General features: G+C 66.0%; 19 protein-coding genes. 13 read left to right on the top strand and 6 right to left on the bottom strand.

What is annotated here, in order from left to right:
• Positions 1 to 230: 230 nt before the first annotated feature.
• Positions 231 to 674 (top strand): acyl-CoA thioesterase, encoded by a 444-nt coding sequence (locus VLK31_RS00200; protein ID WP_409166358.1) that lies wholly within the window; start codon positions 231 to 233, stop codon positions 672 to 674.
• Between the two features lie 62 nt (positions 675 to 736).
• Here VLK31_RS00200 and VLK31_RS00195 read toward each other — a convergent pair whose 3' ends face one another.
• Together VLK31_RS00195 and VLK31_RS00190 are read right to left on the bottom strand one after the other, a co-directional pair.
• The gene (locus tag VLK31_RS00195) at positions 737 to 1,144 is read right to left on the bottom strand and encodes a hypothetical protein (RefSeq protein WP_409166357.1); all 408 of its coding nucleotides are present in this window, start codon (positions 1,142 to 1,144) and stop codon (positions 737 to 739) included.
• 69 nt (positions 1,145 to 1,213) lie between these two features.
• Positions 1,214 to 1,447 carry a CsbD family protein gene (locus VLK31_RS00190; protein ID WP_409166356.1) on the bottom strand — a complete coding sequence of 78 codons (234 nt, stop codon included), beginning with the start codon at positions 1,445 to 1,447 and terminating at the stop codon, positions 1,214 to 1,216.
• A 205-nt stretch (positions 1,448 to 1,652) separates the two neighbouring features.
• Here VLK31_RS00190 and pncB point away from each other — a divergent pair, with 205 nt between their 5' ends.
• From pncB to VLK31_RS00165, 5 genes are read left to right on the top strand one after another with little or no spacing between them, the layout of a single operon-like run.
• A complete protein-coding gene (gene pncB / locus VLK31_RS00185; protein WP_409167336.1) occupies positions 1,653 to 2,873 on the top strand; it encodes a nicotinate phosphoribosyltransferase in 1,221 nt (406 codons plus the stop codon).
• Between the two features lie 48 nt (positions 2,874 to 2,921).
• The gene (locus tag VLK31_RS00180; protein WP_409166355.1) at positions 2,922 to 4,334 is read left to right on the top strand and encodes a sodium:proton antiporter; all 1,413 of its coding nucleotides are present in this window, start codon (positions 2,922 to 2,924) and stop codon (positions 4,332 to 4,334) included.
• Positions 4,335 to 4,363: 29 nt separating this feature from the next.
• The gene (locus VLK31_RS00175; protein WP_409166354.1) at positions 4,364 to 5,350 is read left to right on the top strand and encodes a 2-hydroxyacid dehydrogenase; all 987 of its coding nucleotides are present in this window, start codon (positions 4,364 to 4,366) and stop codon (positions 5,348 to 5,350) included.
• 36 nt (positions 5,351 to 5,386) lie between these two features.
• Entirely contained in the window at positions 5,387 to 6,766 is a 1,380-nt protein-coding gene (locus VLK31_RS00170; protein ID WP_409166353.1) for a DNA recombination protein RmuC, read from the top strand.
• Entirely contained in the window at positions 6,763 to 7,926 is a 1,164-nt protein-coding gene (locus VLK31_RS00165) for an MFS transporter (RefSeq protein ID WP_409166352.1), read from the top strand. The genes VLK31_RS00170 and VLK31_RS00165 overlap by 4 nt, the downstream gene beginning before the upstream one ends.
• Positions 7,927 to 8,002: 76 nt before the next feature.
• Here VLK31_RS00165 and VLK31_RS00160 read toward each other — a convergent pair whose 3' ends face one another.
• The 3 genes from VLK31_RS00160 to earP all read right to left on the bottom strand — a co-directional run bounded on the left by VLK31_RS00160 (position 8,003) and on the right by earP (position 10,838).
• The gene (locus tag VLK31_RS00160; protein WP_409166351.1) at positions 8,003 to 8,866 is read right to left on the bottom strand and encodes a TIGR00730 family Rossman fold protein; all 864 of its coding nucleotides are present in this window, start codon (positions 8,864 to 8,866) and stop codon (positions 8,003 to 8,005) included.
• A 129-nt stretch (positions 8,867 to 8,995) separates the two neighbouring features.
• Positions 8,996 to 9,550 carry an elongation factor P gene (gene efp, locus VLK31_RS00155; protein ID WP_409166350.1) on the bottom strand — a complete coding sequence of 185 codons (555 nt, stop codon included), beginning with the start codon at positions 9,548 to 9,550 and terminating at the stop codon, positions 8,996 to 8,998.
• A 172-nt stretch (positions 9,551 to 9,722) separates the two neighbouring features.
• Positions 9,723 to 10,838, bottom strand: a complete 1,116-nt coding sequence (gene earP / locus VLK31_RS00150; protein ID WP_409166349.1) for an elongation factor P maturation arginine rhamnosyltransferase EarP — start codon at positions 10,836 to 10,838, stop codon at positions 9,723 to 9,725.
• Positions 10,839 to 10,912: 74 nt separating this feature from the next.
• Between earP and VLK31_RS00145 the strand changes: the two genes are divergently transcribed.
• Genes VLK31_RS00145 through VLK31_RS00125 form a run of 5 tightly spaced genes read left to right on the top strand, consistent with a single transcriptional unit; the run spans position 10,913 to position 16,832 of the window.
• Complete coding sequence (locus tag VLK31_RS00145; RefSeq protein ID WP_409166348.1) at positions 10,913 to 12,337, top strand: M20/M25/M40 family metallo-hydrolase; 1,425 nt, start codon at positions 10,913 to 10,915, stop codon at positions 12,335 to 12,337.
• Between the two features lie 13 nt (positions 12,338 to 12,350).
• Positions 12,351 to 13,289 (top strand): alpha/beta fold hydrolase, encoded by a 939-nt coding sequence (locus VLK31_RS00140; protein ID WP_409166347.1) that lies wholly within the window; start codon positions 12,351 to 12,353, stop codon positions 13,287 to 13,289.
• A 49-nt stretch (positions 13,290 to 13,338) separates the two neighbouring features.
• Complete coding sequence (uvrC, locus tag VLK31_RS00135; protein ID WP_409166346.1) at positions 13,339 to 15,333, top strand: excinuclease ABC subunit UvrC; 1,995 nt, start codon at positions 13,339 to 13,341, stop codon at positions 15,331 to 15,333.
• A 48-nt stretch (positions 15,334 to 15,381) separates the two neighbouring features.
• Complete coding sequence (pgsA, locus tag VLK31_RS00130) at positions 15,382 to 15,948, top strand: CDP-diacylglycerol--glycerol-3-phosphate 3-phosphatidyltransferase (RefSeq protein WP_409166345.1); 567 nt, start codon at positions 15,382 to 15,384, stop codon at positions 15,946 to 15,948.
• Positions 15,945 to 16,832: a DMT family transporter gene (locus VLK31_RS00125; RefSeq protein ID WP_409166344.1), complete on the top strand. Its 888-nt coding sequence runs from the start codon at positions 15,945 to 15,947 to the stop codon at positions 16,830 to 16,832. Before pgsA ends, VLK31_RS00125 begins: the two co-directional genes overlap by 4 nt.
• Before the next feature lie 22 nt (positions 16,833 to 16,854).
• Here VLK31_RS00125 and VLK31_RS00120 read toward each other — a convergent pair whose 3' ends face one another.
• Entirely contained in the window at positions 16,855 to 17,814 is a 960-nt protein-coding gene (locus VLK31_RS00120; RefSeq protein WP_409166343.1) for a LysR substrate-binding domain-containing protein, read from the bottom strand.
• A gap of 70 nt (positions 17,815 to 17,884) precedes the next feature.
• Here VLK31_RS00120 and VLK31_RS00115 point away from each other — a divergent pair, with 70 nt between their 5' ends.
• Complete coding sequence (locus VLK31_RS00115; protein WP_409166342.1) at positions 17,885 to 18,790, top strand: alpha/beta fold hydrolase; 906 nt, start codon at positions 17,885 to 17,887, stop codon at positions 18,788 to 18,790.
• A complete protein-coding gene (locus tag VLK31_RS00110; RefSeq protein ID WP_409166341.1) occupies positions 18,787 to 19,872 on the top strand; it encodes a tartrate dehydrogenase in 1,086 nt (361 codons plus the stop codon). The genes VLK31_RS00115 and VLK31_RS00110 overlap by 4 nt, the downstream gene beginning before the upstream one ends.
• Positions 19,873 to 20,071: the final 199 nt, after the last annotated feature.

The raw sequence follows: 20,071 nt of genomic DNA, 5'->3' as shown, positions 1-20,071 counted from the left end.
GGATTGAGTGGTCGGGTCACGTTGCGCTGTCTCGCCGTCTATGTTGCGCTGCAGCATGCCTGAAGTATAGGCAGCTGAGTTTTGCGATCAAGGGGTTTTTGCTGCTGTGCAGCAATTTAGAACGTGCTTTCTAAATCTGGACAAACGCCTGAAAGGGGCCTCGGCGCGCGCACTTTCAGTGACCTGCAAGTGACCTTCGACAGGGGGAGCCGCTGGCAAAATCCCGCGCGATGAGCACCACCACAAAACCCACTCCCCATGCGCGCAGCAGCTACCGCGCTTTCCGCAGCATCCCCACGCGTTGGGCCGACAACGACATGTACGGCCACGTCAACAACGTCGTTTATTACAGCTGGTTCGACACCGCGGTAAATGCGCTGCTCATAGAGCGTGGCGCGCTCGACATCCACCAGGGCCAGACCATCGGCTTCGTGGTGGAGACCCATTGCAACTACTTCGCGCCGATCGCGTTCCCGCAGACCGTGGAGGCGGGCATTCGCGTGGCGCAGGCGGGCCGCTCCAGCGTGCGCTACGAGATCGCGCTGTTCGCTGAAGCCTCTGACAGCGCTGCCGCGCAGGGCCATTTCATTCATGTGTACGTCGACCGCGCCACGCAGCGTCCGGTGCCGCTGCCACACGCGTTGCAGCAGGTTGTGGACTCACTCAAGGCCTGAGCGAGCTTCAATGACAAACGGCGCCCGCAGGCGCCGCTGATCTTTTCTCGAGAGCTAAAGACTTACATCGTCTTCTTCATGGCCTTGATGTCGGCCTTGCCCTGGGCTTCATCAGCCTTGGCTTGCTTCTGGCAAGCAGACTTGGCATCGCCCTTCTGGTCGTCGCACTTTTCCTTTGCGACTTCATAGGTGGCCTTCACCTTTTCTTCAGCCACCTTGCGGGCATGGCTGTCGCTCGGCTGGTATTGCTGTTCCAGTTCGGCCTTGGCAACGTCTTCCTTGCCCTTGGCTTCCTTCTGGCAGACGTCCTTGGCGTTGTCCTTCATGGTGTCGCACTGCGCCTTTGCGACCTTGTAGTCGGCCTCGACCTTTTCCTTGGCGACCTTGTATTCGTCCTTGGTCATGGCGCTGGCCTGCGTGGCCATGAAGCAGGTCGAGGCCAGAGCGAGCACGATCAGATGTTTTTTCATGGATGTGTTCCTTTCCAATTCGATGGAATGCAGAAGAAGGTACGAGAGTGAGCCCGCTGGCGAGGCGACTCAGTACCGTTCGAACCAGAGCGCGTCAGGCGTGCGGCCGTCGCGCGTTTCCCAATCCTTCACCTGCTTTTCGGCATCGTCGCGGCTGATGCCATGGCGTTCCTGGATGCGGCCCAGCAGCTGGTCGCGCTTGCCGGCAATGACGTCGAAGTCGTCGTCCGTCAGCTTGCCCCACTGTTCCTTCACCTTGCCCTTGAGCTGCTTCCAGTTGCCTTCGATGGTGTCCTTGTTCATGCGAATCTCCTTTGAGAAGTTGATTCGGCGGTGCCTTGTTGCCGCCGTGAAATCAATGTCGTTCGGTGGATTCACCCCCTTGGTAGGACGTGCTGTTCACGCCCCGTAGGCAGAGGCCGACGCCTCCCGTGATAATCGAACGGACGCCGAAAGTTTGAGTTTTTCCCAACGCAACGCCTGCACCGCACTGCACGCGGCCAGCATCATGATCATTCACAGCCTGCTCGACACCGACCTCTACAAGTTCACGATGATGCAGGTGGTTCTGCACCACTTTCCCGGGGCCCGCGTCGAGTACCGCTTCAAGTGCCGCAACCCTGGCGTGAACCTGGCGCAGTTCGCGGGTCAGATTCGCGACGAGATTCGCAGCCTGTGCTCGCTGCAGTTCCGTGACGCCGAGCTCGCCTACCTGCGCTCCATGCGCTTCATCAAGAGCGACTTCGTCGACTTCCTCGGGCTGTTCCGGCTCAACGAGAAGTACATCAACATCATTCCCCAGCCCTCGGGCGAGCTCGAGATCCGCATCAAGGGGCCGTGGCTGCACACCATCCTGTTCGAGATTCCGGTGCTGGCCATCGTCAACGAGGTGTACTTCCGCAATACGCAGAGCAAGCCCGACCTCGAAGAAGGCCGCCGCCGCCTGGAAACCAAGATTTCGCAGCTGCAGGACGATGGCCTCACCGACCTGAAGATTGCCGACTACGGCACGCGCCGCCGCTTCTCCAAGGACTGGCACGAAGAGGTGCTGCGCACCCTGAGCGCCCGCCTTGGCGCGGTGACCTCGCCAGGCGTGCCTTCGACGCCGGGCGCGCGGCTGCCGCAACTGGCCGGCACCAGCAATGTGCTGTTCGCCATGAAGCAGGGCCTGATTCCGCTCGGCACCATGGCGCACGAATACCTGCAGGCCTGCCAGGCGCTCGGCCCGCGGCTGCGCGACAGCCAGATCTTCGGCTTCGAGAGCTGGGCGCGCGAGTACCGCGGCGACCTGGGCATCGCGCTGTCGGACGTGTACGGCATGAACGCCTTCCTGCGCGACTTCGACCTGTACTTCTGCAAGCTCTTCGACGGCGCGCGCCATGACAGCGGCGACCCGTTCCAGTGGGGCGAGCGCATGCTGGCCCACTACATAGCCAACCGGGTCGACCCGCGCACCAAGACGCTGATCTTCAGCGACGGCCTCACGGTGCCGCGCACCATCGAGCTCTACCAGCAGTTCCGCGGGCGCTGCCAGCTGGCCTTCGGCATTGGCACCAACCTCACCAACGACCTGGGCTACGAGCCGCTGCAGATCGTCATCAAGATGATCCACTGCAACGACCAGCCCGTGGCCAAGCTGTCTGACACGCCCTCCAAGAACATGTGCGACGACGAAAAATACCTGGCCTACCTGCGTCAGGTCTTCGAGATCGAACAACCCGCCGGCTGAAGGCTGTACCGTGCTGTGCGGCAGCCCCGTCTGGTACGGTACGGCCCCATGAAAAAGACCTTTCGCCTTGCGGTGGCCGCGCTGCTGCCGCTGATGTTTCCTGCATGGGCGATGGCCGCCGATTTCAACGGTGCCGCGCTGTCGCCGTTGTGGGGTGTTCCGTTTGCCGGCATCCTGCTGTCGATCGCGCTGTTTCCGTTGCTGGCGCCGGGCTTCTGGCATCACCACTACGGCAAGATCGCGGCGGTTTGGGCGCTGGCCTTCGTGCTGCCTTTTGCCACCACTTATGGCGTGCCGCTGGCCGGCGCGCAGCTCGTGCATGCGATGGTGGAGGAGTACATCCCGTTCATCATCCTGCTCACTGCGCTGTTCACCGTGGCGGGCGGCATTCACATCCGGGGCAACCTGCACGGCGCGCCGGGGCTCAACACGGGCCTGCTCGCCATCGGGGCGGTGCTGGCGAGTTTCATGGGGACCACGGGCGCGTCGATGCTGCTGATTCGCCCGCTCATTCGCGCCAATGACAACCGCGTGCACCGGGTGCATGTGGTCGTGTTCTTCATCTTCATCGTGTCGAACGCGGGCGGCTCGCTCACGCCGCTGGGCGATCCGCCGCTGTTCCTCGGATTTTTGAAGGGGGTCGATTTCTTCTGGACCGCGAAGAACATCCTGCCCGACACGCTGTTCATCCTGGCCGTGCTGCTCGCGCTGTTCTACGTCATCGACCGCCACTACTACCGCAAGGAAGGCGTGCTGCCGGTCGACCCGACACCCGACACCCCGCGCGTCGGGTTCGATGGCGCCATCAACTTCTGGCTGCTGGGCGGCGTGATCTTCTTCGTGCTGCTCAGCGGCTTCTGGAAGTCGCCGGTCGGCTTCGATGTCTTCGGCACGCAGGTGGGCCTGCCGGGCCTGGTGCGCGACGTGGGCCTGATCGCCATCACGCTGCTGTCGCTGAAGATCACGCCGGCCAAGGTGCATGCCGACAACCAGTTCGAGTGGGGCCCGATGGCCGAGGTGGCCAAGCTGTTCGCGGGCATCTTCCTGACGATCATTCCGGTGATCGCAATGCTCAAGGCCGGCGCGCAAGGCCCGTTCGGCGCCATCGTGTCGGCCGTGACCCGCGCCGACGGCCAGCCTGACCCGGCCATGTATTTCTGGGCCACCGGCATCCTGAGCTCGTTCCTGGACAACGCGCCGACCTACCTGGTGTTCTTCAACACCGCGGGCGGCGACCCGGCCGCGCTCATGACCACCTATGCCAGCACGCTGGCGGCCATCTCGGCCGGCGCGGTCTTCATGGGCGCCAACACCTACATCGGCAACGCACCCAACCTGATGGTGAAGGCCATTGCAGAGAGCCGCGGTGTGCGCATGCCGAGCTTCTTCGGCTACATGGCGTGGTCGGTGACCATTCTGGTGCCGCTGTTCGTCGTGTCCACCTTCATCTTCTTCCGCTGACCTGCACTTCGACAAGAGACAAAAACACCATGAGCAAGCCCAAGATCCTGGTCGCGCGCGCGATCTTTCCAGAGACCATCGAGCGCCTGTCGCAGCACTTCGAGGTCGAGTCGAACCAGGCCGACGAAAGCTGGAGCAAGGAGCAGCTGATTGCCAAGCTGCAAGGCAAGCAGGGCGCCTTCACCACCGGCAGCGAGCGCATCGACGCCGCCTTGCTCGACGCGTGCCCGGATCTGAAGATGTGCGCCAACATGGCCGTGGGCTACAACAACTTCGACGTTGACGCGATGGCCGCGCACGGCGTGCTGGGCACCAACGCGCCCGACGTGCTGACCGAGACCACCGCCGACTTCGGCTTTGCGCTGCTGATGGCCACCGCGCGGCGCATCACCGAGAGCGAACACTTCCTGCGCGCAGGCAAGTGGCAGAAGTGGAGCTACGACATGTTCGCCGGCGCCGAGATCCACGGCTCGACGCTGGGCATCATCGGCATGGGCCGCATCGGGCAGGGCATTGCAAAGCGCGGCGCGCACGGCTTTGGCATGAAGGTGATCTATCACAACCGTTCGCGGCTCGACGCCACGCTCGAGGCCGAATGCAAGGCCAGCTATGTGAGCAAAGAAGATTTGCTCAAGACCGCTGACCACGTGGTGCTGGTGGTGCCGTACTCGGCCGCTTCGCACCACACCATTGGCGCGGCCGAGCTTGCACTGATGAAGCCGACCGCCACGCTCGTCAACATTGCGCGCGGCGGCATCGTCGACGACGCAGCGCTGGCCGCGGCCCTGCGCGACAAGCGCATCGCCGCCGCCGGGCTGGACGTGTTCGAGGGCGAGCCCAAGGTGCACCCCGACCTGCTGAGCGTGCCCAACGTGGTGCTCACCCCGCACATCGCAAGCGCCACCGTGCCCACGCGCCGCGCCATGGCCGACCTGGCGGCTGACAACCTGATTGCGTACTTCGGCGGCAAGGGCGCCCTGACGCCTGTGACTCCGGTTCCTTCGGCCGGCAAATAAAAGAAAAACAAGCGAGCAGCGGCACCGCCCCCGACCTTGGATTCCTATTCAGACTTGATACTCATCGCGCTGGCCGCGCTTGCGGTCATTCAGCTCGTGCTGGTGATCTGGCTGCTTGCGCGCCGCCAGCCTCCCGCAGACCACAGTGACCTGTTGCGCGTGCTGGCCACCATGGGCGCCGCCAGCGAGCGCACCGAGCGCGAACTGCGCCGCGAAATTGCCGACAGTTCGCGCGGCGCGCGCCAGGAAACCACGCAGGCCTTCGCCACCTTCCAGCGCGCGCTGGTGCAGCAAGGCGCCGAGGCCACGCGCACGCAGAACGCACAGCTCGACGCCTTCTCCCTTCAGCTGGCCTCGCTGCAGAAGACGCTGGCCGACACCCTCAACACGCAGCTGCAAGGCCTGAGCGATGCGAATGCGCGTCGCCTGTCGGAGGTGCGCGCAACCATGGAAACCCAGCTCGCGCAGCTGCAGCAGAGCAATGCCGCCAAGCTCGACGAAATGCGCAAGACGGTCGACGAGAAGCTGCAGAGCACGCTGGAGGCGCGGCTGGGCGAAAGCTTCAAGCAGGTGGCCGACCGGCTCGAGCAGGTGCACAAGGGCCTGGGAGAAATGCAGACGCTGGCCGTGGGTGTGGGCAGTCTGCAGCGCGTGCTGACCAACGTGAAAACGCGCGGCGTGTTCGGCGAGGTGCAGCTCGAAGCCCTGCTCGAGCAGGTGCTCACGCCCGAGCAATACGCCAAGCAGGTCGAGACCAAGCCGCGCAGCGGGCAGCGCGTGGACTTTGCGATTCGCTTTCCCGGCCGGGGTGACGACGGTGCGCCGGTGTGGCTGCCCATCGACGCCAAGTTTCCGCGCGACGACTACGAGCGCCTCATCGACGCGCACGAGCGCGCCGATGCCGCAGGTGCGGAGCTGGCCGCCAAGGCGCTGGAGGCGCGCATTCGCACCGAGGCCAAATCGATTGCCGAGAACTACCTGGCCGCACCGCACACCACCGACTTCGCCATCCTGTTTCTGCCCGTGGAAAGCCTCTATGCCGAGGTGCTGCGCCGGCCCGGCCTGATGGACGCCATTCAGCGCCAGCACCGCGTGACGCTGGCCGGCCCCACCACCTTGCTGGCCATGCTCAACAGCCTGCACATGGGCTTTCGCACGCTGGCGCTGGAGCAGCAGGCCTCCGAGGTGTGGAAGGTGCTGGGCGCGGTCAAGACCGAATTCGAGCGCTATGGCGAATGGGTGTCGCGCATCAAGGAGCAGGTGGCCAAGGCCTCCGACACGCTCGACAAGGCCGACACCCGAGCCAAGCAGATGCGCCTGGCGCTGCGCAAGGTCGAGGCGCTGCCCGAGGCGCAGTCGCAGGCGCTGCTGCCGCCCACGGCCGGTACCGACACAGAGGACGAAGACACCCCGTGAAAGGTTCCGAACTGCTGCGTGTCATCGGCGCCCAGGTGTGCCTGCACGCGACCATGGCCGGCATGCGGCTCGCCACGCCGTTGCTGGCATTGCAGCAGGGCTACAGCGCCGCGGCAGTCGGCGTGCTGATCTCGCTGTTCGCGCTGACCCAGGTGTTCCTCGCGCTGCCGGCCGGGCGCTTTGCCGACCGCTACGGCTTCAAGCGGCCGCTGTGGCTTTCGGTGATTGCCGCGGTGGCGGGTGCGGCGCTGGTGGCGGTGTTCCCGGTCTTTCCGGCGATGTGCGTCGCGGCATTGCTGACCGGCGGTGCCACAGGCGCAACCGTCATTGCGTTGCAGCGGCACGTGGGGCGCTCGGCCCACAACCCGACGCAGCTCAAGCGCGTGTTCAGCTGGCTGGCCATTGCGCCGGCCCTGTCCAACTTCGTCGGGCCGTTTCTGGCCGGCATTCTGATCGACCACGCCGGCCGCGCGCCCGCGGACATGCTTGCCTTTCGCATCTGCTTTGCGGCCATGGCGGCGCTGCCCTTGCTGTGCTGGCTGCTCGCACGCGGCGCGCACGAGCCGGCCCCCGCCGCACCGGTGGCGGGCGCGGTGCCCACACGGGCCTGGGACCTGTTGCGCGAGCCGATGTTCAGGCGCCTGCTGTTCGTGAACTGGCTGCAGTCGTCGAGCTGGGACGTGCATGCCTTCGTGCTGCCGGTGCTGGGGCACGAGCGGGGCATCAGCGCGTCGGTGATCGGCTCGATCCTCGGCGCCTTCGCCATTGCGGCGGCGGTCATTCGCGTGGTGCTGCCGGTGCTGGCCGCGCGCGCATCGGAGCGCAGCGTGATCCTGAGCTCCACGCTGGTGACGGCGCTGGTGTTCTCGGTCTACCCGCTGCTGGACTCGGCCCTGAGCATGGGCATCTGCTCCGTGGTGCTCGGGTTTGCGCTGGGCGCTGTGCAGCCGATGGTGATGAGCATGCTCCACCAGATCACGCCGCATGCGCGCCACGGCGAGGCGCTGGGGCTTCGGCTCATGACCATCAATGCGTCGAGCGTGGCCATGCCGATGCTGTTCGGCTCGCTGGGCGCGGTGATCGGCATCGGCGGGGTGTTCTGGGTGGTGGGCGCCGTGGTGGTGGTCGGCGCGCGGGCGACCTGGGGCCTGAAGGCCTGAATGTCTGAGGGCCTGAGAGCGCCAGACTCGCTCTGCCGGTGGGGTGCCGGCAGTGCAGGAGTCGATCGGGCTCAGCTCAGAGCTTGTAGAAGCGCTTGATGGCGCTCCATGCGTCGTCGGGTGCGTCCACGTACTCGAACATCTTCAGGTCGCCGGGGGAGATCACGCCTTCGTCTACCAGAAAATCGAAGTCGATCATCCGCTTCCAGTAGTCCGAGCCGAACAGCACGATCGGCACCGGCTTCGACTTCTTCGTCTGCACCAGCGTGATGACTTCGAACAGCTCGTCCAGCGTGCCGAAGCCGCCCGGGAACGCCACCAATGCCTTCGCACGCATCATGAAATGCATCTTGCGGATCGCGAAGTAATGGAACTTGAAGCTCAGCGCCGGCGTAACGTAGGGGTTGGCTTCTTCTTCCATTGGCAGTGCGATGGCCAGGCCGACCGAAAGGCCGCCGCCTTCATGCGCGCCGCGGTTGGCGGCCTGCATGATGCCGGGGCCGCCGCCGGTGCACACGAATAGCTTGTCCTGAGGCTCCTTGTCGTTGCTGTACTGCGCCACCAGCTTGCCGAAGGCGCGTGCCTTCTCGTAGTAGTGCGAGTTGCGCGCCAGCCGGCGCCAGCGCTCCGAGGCCACCGTGTCGCCGGCTGCATCGGCCTGCGCGATCAGGGCGGTGGAGTCTTCCTCGCTGCGAAAGCGTGCGCTGCCGAACACCACCACGGTGTTCTCGATGCCGTGGGCGCGCTGCTCGATGTCGGGCTTCATCAGCTCGAGCTGCATGCGGATGCCGCGGGTCTCGCGGCGCAGCAGAAACTCCGGGTCGGCGAAGGCGATGCGCGACGGATCGGGGTCCAGGGGCAGGCCCTTGTCCGCATGGGAGTGCAGCGTGGCCCATGCGTCGGCCAGGCGTTTGTCGTGAAGGTTGTGCGTGTTGTTCATGAGAAAACCAGACAGGAGTACCCGAGTGATTGTGCAGCGTTGCAATCGGCGTGCCCAGACAACAAAAAAGGCTCCTTGCGGAGCCTTTTTGAAGGGTGTGGTCGGCCTGGTGGCCGGTGCCGTCGAGGCTCAGACGCGCTTGCGGTATTCGCCGGTGCGCGTGTCGATTTCGATCTTGTCGCCTTGCGCCACGAACAGCGGCACGCCAATTTCGAAGCCGGTGGCAATCTTGGCGGGCTTCATGACCTTGCCCGAGGTGTCGCCCTTGACGGCCGGCTCGGTCCAGGTGATTTCGCGCTCGACGCTGGTGGGCAGTTCGACCGAGATGGCCTTGCCGTCGTAGAACACCACTTCGACAGTCATGCCGTCTTCGAGGTAGTTCAGCGCGTCGCCCATGTTCTCGGCTTCGACTTCGTACTGGTTGAACTCGGTGTCCATGCAGACGTACATCGGGTCGGCAAAGTAGGAGTAGGTGCATTCCTTCTTCTCGAGCACGATCTGGTCGATCTTGTCGTCGGCCTTGAACACCTGTTCGGTGTTGAAGTTGGCGATCAGGCTCTTGAGCTTCATGCGCACGGTGGCGGAGTTGCGGCCGCCGCGGCTGTATTCGGTCTTCAGCACGACCATCGGGTCCTTGCCGTGCATGATGACGTTGCCGGCGCGGATTTCTTGAGCGATTTTCATAACAGGGTCTCTGGATGTTGGCCGCTCGGTGCACGGGGCCATCGGCGACGCGTCGACGTTTGCCGGTTTGTCTGGCCTCGCGTTACATGTCTAACGGCGGGTTGGGTAGGGGTTCAGCGGAGAGCATCTCGGATCTTCGAGATCCGGGCCGAAATCCGCAAAGCCCGCTATTTTAGCTTTTTTGGCCGATCAGTTTGCACAGCTGCGTGACCAGGTCGTCTTGCGCAAGCAGCCGGGTGCGGGCCGACAGCACCGTTTCCTGCCACGGGCCTTGTGTTTCCAGCTGCGGCAAGGCGGTGTCGCCGAAGCCGTTCCACGTGTGGTGAAACAGCCGCAGCGAGGGCGGGGCGCCGAGCCAGTCGAGCCAGGCATTCAGCTTGACGTGATGCGCGTCGTCGTCCTGCGGGTAGATCTGCCACACGAACGGCGCGCCGGCCCAGAGCGCGCGCACCCATGAATCTTCTCCGCGCACAAAGTTCAGGTCGCAGGACCACAGCAGGTGGTCGAAATCGGGCTGCGTGAGGTACGGCAGGTATGAAATTGACAGCGCGCCACGCTCGACCGACGCGCGTGATGGTGATGGTGATGGTGATGGCGATGGCGTGCTTTCATCTGAAAGAAGCGCCTGTACCGCCTGCGTGGCGCGACCCGCCGTCACCAGCAGCCGGGTGGGTTCGGGGCCCTGCGCCAGTTGCGCGAGAAGTGCGGCCAGCGCGGTCGGCTCGTAGCAGAACAGCGACACCAGCCGCTCTGTGCCTTGCCAGCCAACCTGCTGCGCGGCCAGCCACGGCGCGCGGTCGAAGCGCACGCGCCGTTCCATCAGCCCCGGTTCGCGCAGCAGCCCGCCGGTGGCGGGCGTGAAGCCGGGGTAGAAAAATCGCTTGGTGAGCCCGGCGCCAGGTCCTCTGAACACCGACGATGGCAGCCCATGCAGCCGCTCCACATAAGGTTCGGCGGACAGGTATTCGAGGTTGATCCAGGCCCGCCCCGGCCCTTGGGCAAAGCGCGCGATCAGTTCCGGCGCCGGCTCGCAGCCGAAGCCCTCGATCAGCACGTCGGGCGCCGGGCCCGCCACAGCCGCATGCAGCGCGGCGTCATCGTGCCAGTCGATCACCTCGACGCCGGAATAACCCGAAGGCGCCATCCAGCGCAGCGCCGTTGCGTCGTCGATCCACAGCCGCACGCGCTCGCCGCGCTCGGCCAATTGGCAGGCCAGGCGCCAGCAGACACCCAGGTCGCCGTGGTTGTCGATGACCCGGCAGAAGATGTCCCAGCGCATGGTTTGCATGGCCGGGAGTGTGCCGTGTTCTTCAGCACCGCTTGCTATGCTGGCCGCACAACAACCATTGGAGAGAGATGACCATGAAGATGCATACCTTGCGTGCCGCGAGAACCGTGCTTGCCGTGTCACTGGCCCTGGGCGGCCTGACCGCCGCCGTGGCGCAAACACAGACGCCGCCGGCGCTCACCGCGCACCAGCAGCGCTTTCATGACATCTACAAGGAGCTGGTTGAAATCAACACCACCCACTCGGTGGGCGACAACACGGTGGCGGCACGCGCCATGCAAAAGCGCCTGATCGACGCGGGCTTCGCGCCCGGCGACATCCAGATCTTCGAACCCTTTCCCAAGAAGGGCAACCTGGTGCTGCGCTTCAAGGGCGACGGCAGCAAGAAGCCGCTGCTGCTTCTGGCGCACATCGACGTGGTCGAGGCCCGTCGCGAAGACTGGAAGACCGACCCCTTCAAGCTGCAGGAAACCGGCGGCTACTTCACGGCGCGCGGTGCCATCGACGACAAGGCCATGGCCTCGGCGCTGGTGTCGGTGGTGGGGCAACTCAAGCAGGAAGGCTTCAAGCCCAAGCGCGACATCATCCTGGCGCTGACCGCCGACGAGGAGCGCGGCGACGCGCTGAGCAACGGCGCCTTCTGGCTCATCAACAACAAGCCCGAGCTGCTGCAGGCGGAGTTCGGCATCAACGAAGGCGGCGGCGGCGAACTGCGCGGCGGCAAGCCCAATCTGCACCGCATGCAGGTGGCCGAGAAGATGTACACCACCTACATGCTGGAGGTGCGCGACGTGGGCGGCCACAGCTCGGTGCCGACCAAGAGCAACCCGATCTATGCGCTGTCGGCGGGGCTCGAACGGCTGGGCAATTTCGCCTTTCCGGTGAAGCTGGCGGACGTGACGAAGACCTACTTCGCGCGCAGCGCGCCCTTTGCCACCGGCCAGCTGGCCGACGACATGCGCGCGGTGGGCGCGGGCAACCCCGAGCCGGCCGTCATCGAGCGCATGTCGGCCAACCCGGCGTACAGCGCCCAGTTCCGCACCACCTGCGTGGCGACCATGGTGCAGGCCGGCCATGCGGAAAACGCGCTGCCGCAGTCGGCCAAGGCCACGGTCAACTGCCGCATCCTTCCGCACGACGACCCCGAAGAAGTGGAGCGCCTGCTGACCCAGGCCGTCGGCAACGACAAGATCGTGGTGCGCAACATGGGCAAGCCGTTGCGCAGCCCGGCCTCGCCGCTGAACGGCGACCTGGTGAAGACGGTGGAATCGCTCACCGAGCAGATGTGGCCCGGTGTGCCCGTGGTGCCCGCCATGAGCACCGGCGCCACCGACAGCCGCTTCATGCGCAACGCGGGCATTCCGATGTACGGCGTGACCGGCATGTTCCTGGAACCGTCGGACGCGCGGGCGCACGGGCTGGACGAACGCATCGAGGTGCAGCGCCTGTACGACGGTCGCGAGTTCTTGTACCGGCTGGTGTCGGAACTGGCGAAGTGAGCGGGGCCGCACGATGAGCGATGTTTTCGAGCCTGCGTTCGAGCACACCCTTGAACATGTTTTTGTGCAGGTCAACGGCATTCGCCTGCATGTGGTGCAGGCTGGCCCGCTCGACGGGCCGGTCGCCATGCTGCTGCACGGCTTTCCGGAATTCTGGCGCGGCTGGGCCGGCCAGATCGATGCGCTGGCCAAGGCCGGCTACCGCGTCTGGGTGCCCGACCAGCGCGGCTACGGCGAAAGTGACAAGCCGCAGGGCGTGGAGGCCTACGACCTCGAGACGTTGGCCGACGATGTCTGCGCGCTGATCCAGAGCACGGGCCGCGCGTCGGTGACGCTGCTGGGACACGACTGGGGCGGCGCGGTGAGCTGGCGCGTGGCGGCGCGAAATCCTGAACTGGTCGAGCGATTGGTGATCGTCAACTCACCGCACCTGGCGGTGATGCTGCGGTACATGGCCGGCGGGCGACAGCGCCTGCGCAGCTGGTACATGCACTTCTTCCGCATTCCGCGCTTGCCCGAGCGGTTGCTGAGCCGCCGAGACTTTCGCGGGCTGGTGCGGGTGCTGCGCCAGGGCAGCCGGCCCGGTGCCTTTTCGGATGCGGAAATTGCGCTGTACCGCGAAGCGTGGGGCCGTCCGGGTGCGCTGACCGCCATGCTCAACTGGTACCGCGCGCTGATGCGCAGCCGTGCGCGCATCCACGCCGACGCGCGCATCACCATGCCCACGCTGCTGCTGTGGGGCGTGCAGGACGAGGCGCTCGGCATCGAGATGGCCCAGCCCAGCATCGCCCTGTGCGACCAGGGCGAGCTGCAGCGCATCGAGGGCGCGGGGCACTGGGTGCTGCATGAGGAGGGCGCCGACGTGAGCTGGCGCATCCTTGCGTTCCTGGGGCGCGTGACAGCGGCCGTTGCCGACCCAGCCACACGCCCCGCCGTGGCCGTCAGGGCGTGAAGGTGTCGCCAAGCACGATGCCTTCGCGCCGCGCGCCACAATAGCCGCCATGTCAGACGTGCATTCAGATCAATTGCTCAGCGAAGTCGCGGCCCTGCCGCAGTTGCCGGGCGTCTACCGCTATTTCGACGCGGCCGGCGCGGTGCTTTATGTGGGCAAGGCGCGCAACCTCAAGAAGCGGGTGGCCAACTACTTCCAGAAGAGCCACGGCGGCACCCGCATCGGTCACATGATCTCGAAGATCGTGCGCATGGAAACCACGGTGGTGCGTTCCGAGGCCGAGGCGCTGCTGCTCGAGAACAACCTGATCAAGACGCTCAAGCCGCGCTACAACATCCTGTTTCGCGACGACAAGAGCTACCCCTACCTGAAGATCGCGTCGCACGCGTTTCCGCGGCTGGCCTACTACCGAGGCGCGACCGACAAGAAGCACCGCTACTTCGGGCCGTACCCGAGCGCGTGGGCGGTGAAGGAATCGATCCAGCTGCTGCAGAAAGTGTTTCGCCTGCGCACCTGCGAGGACACGGTCTACGCCAACCGCACACGGCCGTGCCTGCTGTACCAGATCAAGCGCTGCAGCGGGCCTTGCGTCGGCCACATCGCGCCCGATGCGTATGCGCAGGACGTGGCCAGCGCAGAGGCCTTTCTGATGGGCGACACGCAGCTCGTGCTCTCCAAGCTCGAACTGCGCATGACCACGCACGCCGAGAAGCTCGAGTTCGAGCAGGCGGCCGAGCTTCGCAACCAGATGTCTGCCATCTCGCGCGTGCTGCACCAGCAGTCGATCGAGATCGCCTCAGACAAGGACGTGGACATCCTGGCCGTGCAGGTGCAGGGCGGCAAGGCCTGCGTGAACCTGGCCATGGTGCGTGGTGGCCGGCACCTGGGCGACCGGCCTTACTTTCCGGTGCATGTGGAAGACGCGGCGCAGATCCACCACGGCGAACTGGACAACGACGACGGCGAGGAGGGTGTGCCCCCCGTGGCCGCCGACCCGATCGAGGTGCAGGTGCTCGAAGCCTTCATCGCCCAGCACTACATCGACGTGCCCGTGCCCGCCACGCTGGTGCTGAGCGAGCAGGTGAGCCGTTCGTTGATCGAGGCCATCTCGCTGCACGCCGGCGCGCGCGTGACCGCCGTGTTTCAGCCGCGCGAGCAACGCCGGCATTGGCTCGAAATGGCCGAGACCAACGCCAAGCTGCAGCTGGCCCGGCTGCTGGCCGAAGAGGGCTCGCAGCAGGCCCGCACACGCGCGCTGACCGACGCGCTGGAGCTGGCGTCGGACGACCTGGACACCTTCCGCGTGGAATGCTTCGACATTTCGCACACCGCGGGCGAAGCCACGCAGGCCTCGTGCGTGGTGTTCGAGCACCACGCCATGCAGAACAAGGAATACCGCCGCTACAACATCGAGGGCATCACGCCCGGCGACGACTATGCGGCCATGCGCCAGGTGCTGCACCGGCGCTACGGCAAGCTGGCCGAGGCGATGGCCGCGGAGACCGAGGCGCTGGCCCCTGGCGACGCGGAGAGCGATGGCAAGGGCGACGATGACGGCGATCCCGGTGATACCCCCCGCAAGACCCGGACCGTGCGCATGCCCGACCTGGTGCTGGTCGACGGCGGCAAGGGCCAGGTGTCGATGGCGCGCGAGGTATTCAGCGAGCTGGGTCTGCCGCTGTCGTTGATCGTCGGGGTCGAAAAGGGCGAGGGCCGCAAGGTTGGCCTGGAGGAACTGGTGTTCGCCGACGGCCGCGAAAAGGTGTACCTGGGCAAGGACTCGGCCGCGCTCATGCTGGTCGCGCAGATCCGTGACGAGGCGCACCGCTTCGCCATCACCGGCATGCGGGCCAAGCGTGCCAAGGTGCGCGTGGGCGGCAGCCAGCTGGAGGACATTCCGGGCATCGGCCCGAAGCGGCGGGCCCGCTTGCTCCAGCGCTTCGGCGGCATCCGCGGGGTGGCGGCCGCGAGCGTGGAAGACATCGCCTCGGTGGAGGGCATCGCGTCCGAGCTCGCTGAAGAGATCTACAAGGCATTGCACTGAGGCATGGCCTTCCGTTGAAGGTCATTGCCGCCATGACACAATCAAGCGATGTTCTGGACCCTACCGACCATCATGACCTGGACGCGCATCGTCGCGATCCCTTTGATCGTCGGCGTGTTCTACCTGCCGATCAGCGAGCCAATGCGCAACCTGATCGCCACGGTGATGTTCATCGTCTTTGCCGCGACCGACTGGCTCGACGGCTACCTGGCGCGCAAGCTCAACCAGACGTCGGCCTTCGGCGCCTTCCTCGATCCGGTGGCCGACAAGTTTCTGGTGTGCGCGTCGCTGCTGGTGCTGGTGCACTTGCAGCGGGCCGACGTGTTCGTGGCGCTCATCATCATCGGGCGTGAGATTGCCATTTCGGCGCTGCGCGAATGGATGGCGCAGATCGGCGCCAGCAAGAGCGTGGCGGTGCACATGATCGGCAAGGTCAAGACGACCGTGCAGATGGTGGCCATTCCGTTCCTGCTCTATGACGGGCGCCTGTTCAAGGTGATCGACACCGGCCTGTGGGGCCAGGTGCTGATCTGGGTTTCCGCGGTGCTCACCATCTGGTCGATGGTGTATTACCTGCAGAAGGCCATTCCGGAAATCCGGGCCCGTACCAAATGACCGCGGCAGCCGCGGCCCGCCACGCGGGCTGGCTGCGGGCGATGCCGGCGGTCTTCGTGCTGATCTGGAGCACGGGCTTCATCGTCGCGCGCTACGGCATGCCGTATGCGCCACCCCTCAAGTTTCTTGCCGTGCGCTATGCGTTGTCGCTGGCGTGCTTTGCCATGTGGGTCACGCTGGCGCGGGTCGCGTGGCCGAAGGCGCGCGCGCAGTGGGGGCACCTGGCGGTGACTGGCGTGCTGATGCAGGCGGGGTACCTGGGCGGGGTCTGGGCCGCGGTGCATGCCGGCATGGGCGCGGGGCTGGTGGCGTTGCTGGTCGGCATTCAGCCGGTGCTGACGGCGGTGTGGCTGGCGTTCAACGGCGGGCGCATTTCAGGCCGGCAATGGAGCGGGCTGCTGCTGGGGTTCGCGGGGCTGGTGCTCGTGGTGTCGCGCAAGTTGGGGCAGGGCGCCGAGGTGAATGCGCTGACGATGGGGCTGGCCGTGATGGCGCTGCTGAGCATCACCGCAGGCACGCTGTACCAGAAGCGCTTTGTCGCGCCCTGCGACGTGCGCAGCGCCAGCGCGGTGCAGATGGCGGCAGCGCTGCTGGTTACGCTGCCGTTCGCGGCCATGGAATCGCAGGGCATCGAATGGAACGCTTATTCCGGCGGCGCCATGGCGTGGTCGGTGCTGGCGCTGTCGCTGGGCGGCAGCTCGCTGCTCTACATGCTGATTCAGCGCGGCACGGCCACTGCAGTCACCAGCCTGCTGTACCTGGTGCCGCCTTGCACGGCGGTGATGGCCTGGCTGTTGTTCTCGGAGCCGATCACGCTGGTGACGGTGCTGGGCATTGCGCTCACCGCCGCGGGCGTGAGCCTGGTGGTGCGCAGCGGCCGCTGAGCCCGCTGCCTCTTTCCCCGTTTCAGCGCGCGCCGGCCTTGCCCGGCTTCCAGGGCTCGCCGCGAAACTGTTCCACCAGATGGTCGACCAGCAGGCGCACGCGGCGCGGCGTCTTGGGTCGCCAGGGTGCGATCCAGTGGATGTCCGCGTCGGCCATGGCGTGCTGCGGCAGCACCCGCACCAGCTCGCCGCTGGCCAGTTGCGGTGCGATGTCCCACAGGCTGCGCAGCATCACGCCGTGCCCGGCCAGGCACCAGTCGCGCACCATCTCCCCCGAGTTGCTGGCCAATGGGCCCTGCACGCGCACGCGCGCCGTGCTGCCATCGCGCGCATGGCGCAGCGTCCAGAGCGCATGCTGGCGCTGGCCGTCGTTGCCGTTCTCACGCGCGACCAGGCAGTCGTGCAGTGCGAGCGCCTCTACCGTGGCCGGCGTGCCGCGGCGCGCCAGGTAATCGGGCGAGGCGGCCAGCACGCGCTGGTTGCGCGCCACGCGCCGCGACACCCAGTCGGCCGCATGGCGCTGTTGAACGGCCCACAGCCACACCGCCCCGTCATAGCCCTGGGCGCCGAGGTCGGGCAACTGCTCGGTCAGCACCAGATCGATCTGCAGGGCCGGGTGCCGCGCCTGAAAGCTGGCCACCGCCGGGCCAAGCCAGCGCCGGCCGAAGCCGAAGGTGGCGGCCAGGCGGATGGTGCCGGTCAGCGCGTTCTGGCGTTCGCCCAGTTCGCTTTCGAGCGCGGCAAAGCCGTCGAGCAGCGTGCGTGCATGCAGGCACACGGCTTCGCCTTCGGCCGTGACGCTGAGCCGGCGCGTGGTGCGCTCGAACAGGCGCTGGCCCAGCCGAGCCTCCAGCGCACCCAGCCGTTTGGTGACGACCGAGGGCACCACGTCGAGCGTGGCGGCCGCGCCGGCCAGGCTGCCCTGGTCGCGAATGGCGAGCACCAATGCCAGGTCGCCGCGGTCCATCGAGAGGGGATTCATGCCGAAATGGAAAGTATGAATTGGCCGATTGTTGCTTGATGATCGCCGGGGTGCAACGCACAATCGTTGCGTGACCTTCCTTTCCTTTCCCAGTTTCGACACCGAGCGCAGCGGCGTGCGCATCCATGGCCGCATCGGCGGGCAGGGCGCCCCGCTGTTGCTGCTGCACGGGCATCCGCAGACGCATGCCATCTGGCACCGCGTGGCGCCGGCGCTGGCCGAGCGCTTCACCGTGGTTGCGGTCGACTTGCGCGGCTATGGCGATTCGGGCCGGCCTGCGGCCGACGCCGAGCATGTGGTCTACAGCAAGCGCGAGATGGCGCTGGACGCACTGGCGGCCATGCAGCACCACGGCTTCGAGCGCTTCGGCGTGCTGGCACACGACCGCGGCGCGCGCGTGGCGCACCGGCTTGCGGCGGACCACACCGAGGCGGTCGAGCGCATGCTGCTGCTCGACATCGCGCCCACGCTGGCGATGTACGCGCAAACCTCGGAGGCCTTTGCCAAGGCGTACTGGCACTGGTTCTTTCTGATCCAGCCGCCGCCGTTGCCCGAGGCGCTGATTGGCTCCGACCCGGTGCGCTACATCCGCAGCGTGATGGGCGGGCGGCATGCGGGGCTTGCGCCGTTCGCGCCCGAGGTACTGGCCGAATACGAGCGTTGCGCCGCCATCGCGGGCACCGCCGAATCCATCTGCGAGGACTACCGTGCCTCCGCCACCATCGACCTCGTGCACGACCGCGCGGACATCGCCGCCGGCCAACAGCTGACGCAACCGCTGCGCGTGCTGTGGGGCGAGCACGGCGCGGTGGGCAAGGCCTTCGACGTGCTGGCGCTGTGGCGCGAGCGCGCCGCCGACGTGTCGGGCCGCGCATTGCCATGCGGCCACTATGTTCCCGAAGAGGCCCCGGACGATTTGCTCGCCGAGGCGCTGGCCTTTTTTTCACCGACCCCGCAAGCAGGAGACACCCCATGAGCACCCAGAGAATCGCAGTCATCGCCGGCGACGGCATCGGCAAGGAAACCATGCCCGAGGGCCTGCGCGTGCTCGAAGCGGCAGCGAGCAAGTTTGGCATCGACCTGAAGTTCGACCACTTCGACTTCTCGAGCTGGGACTACTTTGAAAAGCACGGCCAGATGCTGCCCGACAACTGGAAGGACCAGATCGGCGGGCACGACGCCATCTTCTTCGGCGCGGTCGGCTGGCCCGAGAAGATTGCCGACCACGTGTCGCTGTGGGGCTCGCTGCTGATGTTCCGCCGCGAGTTCGACCAGTACATCAACTTGCGTCCCGCGCGGCTGATGCCCGGCATCATCGCGCCGGTGGTGCGCCGCGACGGCACGCCGCGCGAGCCCGGCGAGATCGACATGTACATCGTGCGCGAGAACACCGAAGGCGAGTACTCCAGCATTGGCGGGCGCATGTACCAGGGCACGCCGCGCGAGATCGTGGTGCAGGAGACGGTGATGTCGCGCATCGGCGTGGACCGGGTGCTGAAGTTTGCTTTTGAGCTGGCGCAGTCGCGGCCCAAGAAGCACCTCACGAGCGCCACCAAGTCGAACGGCATTTCCATCACCATGCCCTACTGGGACGAGCGCGTGGTGGAGATGGCCAAGAGCTATCCGGGCATCGCGCTGGACAAGTTTCACATCGACATTCTTACCGCGCACTTTGTGCAGCGGCCCGACTTCTTCGACGTGGTGGTGGCGAGCAACCTGTTCGGCGACATCCTGTCCGACCTGGGGCCTGCGTGCACCGGCACCATCGGCATTGCGCCCAGCGCCAACCTCAACCCCGAGCGCACCACGCCGTCGCTGTTCGAACCGGTGCACGGCTCGGCACCCGACATCGCGGGCAAGGGCATCGCCAACCCGATCGGGCAGATCTGGTGCGGCGCGATGATGCTCGAATTTCTGGGCCACAAGGCGGCGCACGACGCCATCCTGTCGACCATCGAGAAGGTGCTGGCGCCCCAAAGCGGAGCGCCGCGCACGCCGGACATCGGTGGAAATGCAAGCACCAGCGACCTTGGCAAGGCGATTGCGCAGGCCCTCTGAACCTGTTTGTGCCGCTGCAGAAAAGCTGTTCACAAAACGCCCCTAGAATCGCGCGCTCCGCTGATCTGCAAGGCCTCGCGTCTTATTGACACCCTGCAGACCAGTGGTTGTAATCCTCGCTGGCAGTGCGCTGCCGAGGCGTCAGGCCTGCCAGGTTCTTGAGTCGCACACCTCGCGGCCGGGTCGCAGCTGACGAAAG

The organism is Variovorax sp. H27-G14 (genome assembly GCF_046156345.1).
In the GTDB taxonomy this organism is placed as follows: Bacteria; Pseudomonadota; Gammaproteobacteria; order Burkholderiales; family Burkholderiaceae_C; genus Variovorax.
This window is presented reverse-complemented; position numbering and strand designations above follow the sequence as displayed.